At 52.6% G+C, this 5,612-nt stretch carries 2 tRNA genes and 3 rRNA genes; all 5 read left to right on the top strand.

The features are described from left to right. The first annotated feature begins 326 nt into the window (after positions 1–326). Positions 327–1,864 (top strand): 16S ribosomal RNA (locus PI87_RS13955). A 60-nt stretch (positions 1,865–1,924) separates the two neighbouring features. Next, positions 1,925–2,001 (top strand) — tRNA-Ile (locus PI87_RS13950). 36 nt (positions 2,002–2,037) lie between these two features. Next, positions 2,038–2,113, top strand: a tRNA-Ala gene (locus PI87_RS13945). 265 nt (positions 2,114–2,378) lie between these two features. Then, a 23S ribosomal RNA gene (locus PI87_RS13940) occupies positions 2,379–5,257 on the top strand. Positions 5,258–5,378: 121 nt separating this feature from the next. Beyond that, positions 5,379–5,491: ribosomal RNA gene (gene rrf / locus PI87_RS13935) — 5S ribosomal RNA — on the top strand. The 16S, 23S and 5S rRNA genes sit together here with 2 tRNA genes alongside, the layout of an rRNA operon. The last annotated feature ends 121 nt before the right edge of the window (positions 5,492–5,612 follow it).

Here is a 5,612-nt window from a genome sequence, read left to right as displayed (position 1 = left end):
GTGAATCGGGTGGGTGTCGCGGTAGTGAGTTAGCAGCGAGTTGATGATAAAAATTCTTCAGCAAGTTGTTGACAGCGACGAAAAAGCTCTGCATAATCTCGTTTCTCTGCTGCAGCAAACGCAGCGACGCGGTGAACAAAGTTGATCGCGAAGTTCTTTAACAAGCAAACAGCCGATAAGTGTGGGCGCTTAATACTGGATGCGACTGACGTAAGTCAGTTAGCTAACAAGTAATGAAGTGCTCGCACAGAAGTAAGGTTTGAACGAAAGTTCAAGTCAGATTCTGAGAGTGAGCGACCGCTCGTAAAGAGCGAAAACAGCAGATTGAACTGAAGAGTTTGATCCTGGCTCAGATTGAACGCTGGCGGCATGCCTTACACATGCAAGTCGAACGGCAGCATGATCTAGCTTGCTAGATTGATGGCGAGTGGCGAACGGGTGAGTAATACATCGGAACGTGCCCTGTAGTGGGGGATAACTAGTCGAAAGATTAGCTAATACCGCATACGACCTGAGGGTGAAAGTGGGGGACCGCAAGGCCTCATGCTATAGGAGCGGCCGATGTCTGATTAGCTAGTTGGTGGGGTAAAGGCCCACCAAGGCGACGATCAGTAGCTGGTCTGAGAGGACGATCAGCCACACTGGGACTGAGACACGGCCCAGACTCCTACGGGAGGCAGCAGTGGGGAATTTTGGACAATGGGGGCAACCCTGATCCAGCAATGCCGCGTGTGTGAAGAAGGCCTTCGGGTTGTAAAGCACTTTTGTCCGGAAAGAAATCGCACTTACTAATATTAGGTGTGGATGACGGTACCGGAAGAATAAGGACCGGCTAACTACGTGCCAGCAGCCGCGGTAATACGTAGGGTCCAAGCGTTAATCGGAATTACTGGGCGTAAAGCGTGCGCAGGCGGTTGTGCAAGACCGGTGTGAAATCCCCGAGCTTAACTTGGGAATTGCACTGGTGACTGCACGGCTAGAGTGTGTCAGAGGGGGGTAGAATTCCACGTGTAGCAGTGAAATGCGTAGAGATGTGGAGGAATACCGATGGCGAAGGCAGCCCCCTGGGATAACACTGACGCTCATGCACGAAAGCGTGGGGAGCAAACAGGATTAGATACCCTGGTAGTCCACGCCCTAAACGATGTCAACTAGTTGTTGGGGATTCATTTCCTTAGTAACGTAGCTAACGCGTGAAGTTGACCGCCTGGGGAGTACGGTCGCAAGATTAAAACTCAAAGGAATTGACGGGGACCCGCACAAGCGGTGGATGATGTGGATTAATTCGATGCAACGCGAAAAACCTTACCTACCCTTGACATGCCACTAACGAAGCAGAGATGCATTAGGTGCTCGAAAGAGAAAGTGGACACAGGTGCTGCATGGCTGTCGTCAGCTCGTGTCGTGAGATGTTGGGTTAAGTCCCGCAACGAGCGCAACCCTTGTCTCTAGTTGCTACGAAAGGGCACTCTAGAGAGACTGCCGGTGACAAACCGGAGGAAGGTGGGGATGACGTCAAGTCCTCATGGCCCTTATGGGTAGGGCTTCACACGTCATACAATGGTGCATACAGAGGGTTGCCAAGCCGCGAGGTGGAGCTAATCCCAGAAAATGCATCGTAGTCCGGATCGTAGTCTGCAACTCGACTACGTGAAGCTGGAATCGCTAGTAATCGCGGATCAGCATGCCGCGGTGAATACGTTCCCGGGTCTTGTACACACCGCCCGTCACACCATGGGAGTGGGTTTTGCCAGAAGTAGTTAGCCTAACCGTAAGGAGGGCGATTACCACGGCAGGGTTCATGACTGGGGTGAAGTCGTAACAAGGTAGCCGTATCGGAAGGTGCGGCTGGATCACCTCCTTTAAGAGCGTGCATCCGACGTTAGGCGTCCACACTTATCGGTTTGTTTGATGTTACAGCCAAGGGTCTGTAGCTCAGGTGGTTAGAGCACCGTCTTGATAAGGCGGGGGTCGTAGGTTCAAGTCCTACCAGACCCACCAAGTTACGGACGGTGGAAGAAGTTCTCTGCCGTGACTGGGGGATTAGCTCAGCTGGGAGAGCACCTGCTTTGCAAGCAGGGGGTCGTCGGTTCGATCCCGTCATCCTCCACCAAAACCTTTTGGTTACCAAACGCAAGCATCGACGCTGTGTCGATGGTGTTTGCGTTTGGCCTAGCCAAGACGAGCGTAAAAGTTCGGCTGTTCTTTAACAATATGGAATGTAGTAAAGGTGTCGCGGAGCGTTGATGAGACGCTCGGTAGTAACGCGACACTGGGTTGTGATTGTATCAACCAGTATTACCAGAGCAATCGAAAGATTGTCTTGGAATACGGCACAACGCGAGAACTCAGCCTGTAACGAGACATACTCGTTATAGGGTCAAGCGAATAAGTGCATGTGGTGGATGCCTTGGCGATTACAGGCGATGAAGGACGTAGTAGCCTGCGAAAAGCTGCGGGGAGCTGGCAAACAAGCTTTGATCCGCAGATGTCCGAATGGGGAAACCCGGCCCGAATGGGTCATCTGTGACTGAATACATAGGTCACAGAAGCGAACGCAGCGAACTGAAACATCTAAGTAGCTGCAGGAACAGAAATCAACCGAGATTCCCAAAGTAGTGGCGAGCGAAATGGGATCAGCCTTGTACTCTTTAGCAGTATTGCTAGCAGAACGGAATGGAAAGTCCGGCCATAGCGGGTGATAGCCCCGTATGCGAAAGCAGTATTGTGGAACTAGGTGTACGACAAGTAGGGCGGGACACGTGAAATCCTGTCTGAAGATGGGGGGACCATCCTCCAAGGCTAAATACTCGTAATCGACCGATAGTGAACCAGTACCGTGAGGGAAAGGCGAAAAGAACCCCGGGAGGGGAGTGAAATAGATCCTGAAACCGCATGCATACAAACAGTCGGAGCCTGGAAACGGGTGACGGCGTACCTTTTGTATAATGGGTCAGCGACTTACATTCAGTGGCAAGCTTAACCGATTAGGGAAGGCGTAGCGAAAGCGAGTCCGAATAGGGCGTTCAGTCGCTGGGTGTAGACCCGAAACCAAGTGATCTATCCATGGCCAGGTTGAAGGTGCGGTAACACGTACTGGAGGACCGAACCCACTAACGTTGAAAAGTTAGGGGATGAGCTGTGGATAGGGGTGAAAGGCTAAACAAACTTGGAAATAGCTGGTTCTCTCCGAAAACTATTTAGGTAGTGCCTCGTGTATCACCTTCGGGGGTAGAGCACTGTCATGGTTGGGGGGTCTATTGCTGATTACCCCGCCATAGCAAACTCCGAATACCGAAGAGTGCAATCACGGGAGACAGACATCGGGTGCTAACGTCCGGTGTCAAGAGGGAAACAACCCAGACCGCCAGCTAAGGTCCCTAAATATTGCTAAGTGGGAAACGAAGTGGGAAGGCTAAAACAGTCAGGAGGTTGGCTTAGAAGCAGCCACCCTTTAAAGAAAGCGTAATAGCTCACTGATCGAGTCGTCCTGCGCGGAAGATGTAACGGGGCTAAGCAATATACCGAAGCTGCGGATGCACGTAAGTGCATGGTAGGAGAGCGTTCTGTAAGCCTGTGAAGGTGTCTTGTAAAGGATGCTGGAGGTATCAGAAGTGCGAATGCTGACATGAGTAGCGATAAAGGGGGTGAAAGGCCCCCTCGCCGTAAGCCCAAGGTTTCCTACGCAACGTTCATCGGCGTAGGGTGAGTCGGCCCCTAAGGCGAGGCAGAGATGCGTAGCTGATGGGAAGCAGGTTAATATTCCTGCACCGTCGTATGATGCGATGGGGGGACGGATCGCGGAAGGTTGTCCGGGTGTTGGATGTCCCGGTCCCTGCATTGGAGATGGCACTTAGGCAAATCCGGGTGCGTGATTCAAGGGTGTGGGGCGAGCGACTTTAGGTCGCGAAGCAATTGGAAGTGGTTCCAAGAAAAGCCTCTAAGCTTCAGTCATACGAGACCGTACCGCAAACCGACACAGGTGGGCGAGATGAGTATTCTAAGGCGCTTGAGAGAACTCGGGAGAAGGAACTCGGCAAATTGGTACCGTAACTTCGGGATAAGGTACGCCCTTGTAGTTTGACTGGCTCGCGCCAGAAGGACGAAGGGGTTGCAATAAAATGGTGGCTGCGACTGTTTAATAAAAACACAGCACTCTGCAAACACGAAAGTGGACGTATAGGGTGTGACGCCTGCCCGGTGCCGGAAGATTAAATGATGGGGTGCAAGCTCTTGATTGAAGTCCCGGTAAACGGCGGCCGTAACTATAACGGTCCTAAGGTAGCGAAATTCCTTGTCGGGTAAGTTCCGACCTGCACGAATGGCGTAACGATGGCCACACTGTCTCCTCCCGAGACTCAGCGAAGTTGAAGTGTTTGTGATGATGCAATCTCCCCGCGGCTAGACGGAAAGACCCCATGAACCTTTACTGTAGCTTTGCATTGGACTTTGAACCGATCTGTGTAGGATAGGTGGGAGGCTTTGAAACCGGGACGCTAGTTTCGGTGGAGCCGACCTTGAAATACCACCCTGGTTTGTTTGAGGTTCTAACCTTGGCCCGTGAATCCGGGTCGGGGACAGTGCATGGTAGGCAGTTTGACTGGGGCGGTCTCCTCCCAAAGTGTAACGGAGGAGTTCGAAGGTACGCTTGGTACGGTCGGACATCGTACCTAAAGTGCAATGGCAAAAGCGTGCTTAACTGCGAGACCGACAAGTCGAGCAGGTGCGAAAGCAGGACATAGTGATCCGGTGGTTCTGTATGGAAGGGCCATCGCTCAACGGATAAAAGGTACTCTGGGGATAACAGGCTGATACCGCCCAAGAGTTCATATCGACGGCGGTGTTTGGCACCTCGATGTCGGCTCATCTCATCCTGGGGCTGTAGCCGGTCCCAAGGGTATGGCTGTTCGCCATTTAAAGAGGTACGTGAGCTGGGTTTAAAACGTCGTGAGACAGTTTGGTCCCTATCTGCCGTGGGCGTTGGAATCTTGACGGGGGCTGCTCCTAGTACGAGAGGACCGGAGTGGACGTACCGCTGGTGTACCTGTTGTCTCGCCAGAGGCATCGCAGGGTAGCTATGTACGGAAGAGATAACCGCTGAAAGCATCTAAGCGGGAAACTTGCCTGAAGATGAGGATTCCCTGGAGACTTGATCTCCCTGAAGGGTCGTTCGAGACCAGGACGTTGATAGGCTGGGTGTGGAAGCGCAGTAATGCGTTCAGCTAACCAGTACTAATTGCCCGTGCGGCTTGATCCTATAACCGGTATGTTTCCGGCTGGGTCTGCCTTGTGCCTGATACAAATCAAAACACAACCCCAAATCTACATTCCCATATTGGCGGCGTTGATCCTCAAATCAACGACGCGACAAGTCATAGCCTGGTGACCATAGCGAGTCGGTACCACCCCTTCCCATCCCGAACAGGACCGTGAAACGACTCCGCGCCGATGATAGTGCGGATTCCCGTGTGAAAGTAGGTCATCGCCAGGCTCTCCCATAAAACACCCCAGCTCAACCCGAGCTGGGGTGTTTGCTTTTACGCGCCACAAACGCGCACACAACCCCAGCCCCCTCAGCAACACCACAAACAAAAGCCACCCGCAGGTGGCTT

Source organism: Ralstonia sp. A12, assembly GCF_000801955.1.
Classification (GTDB): domain Bacteria; phylum Pseudomonadota; class Gammaproteobacteria; order Burkholderiales; family Burkholderiaceae; genus Ralstonia.
Note: the sequence above shows the minus strand (reverse complement) of the source record. Positions and strands in the feature narration are given on the sequence as shown.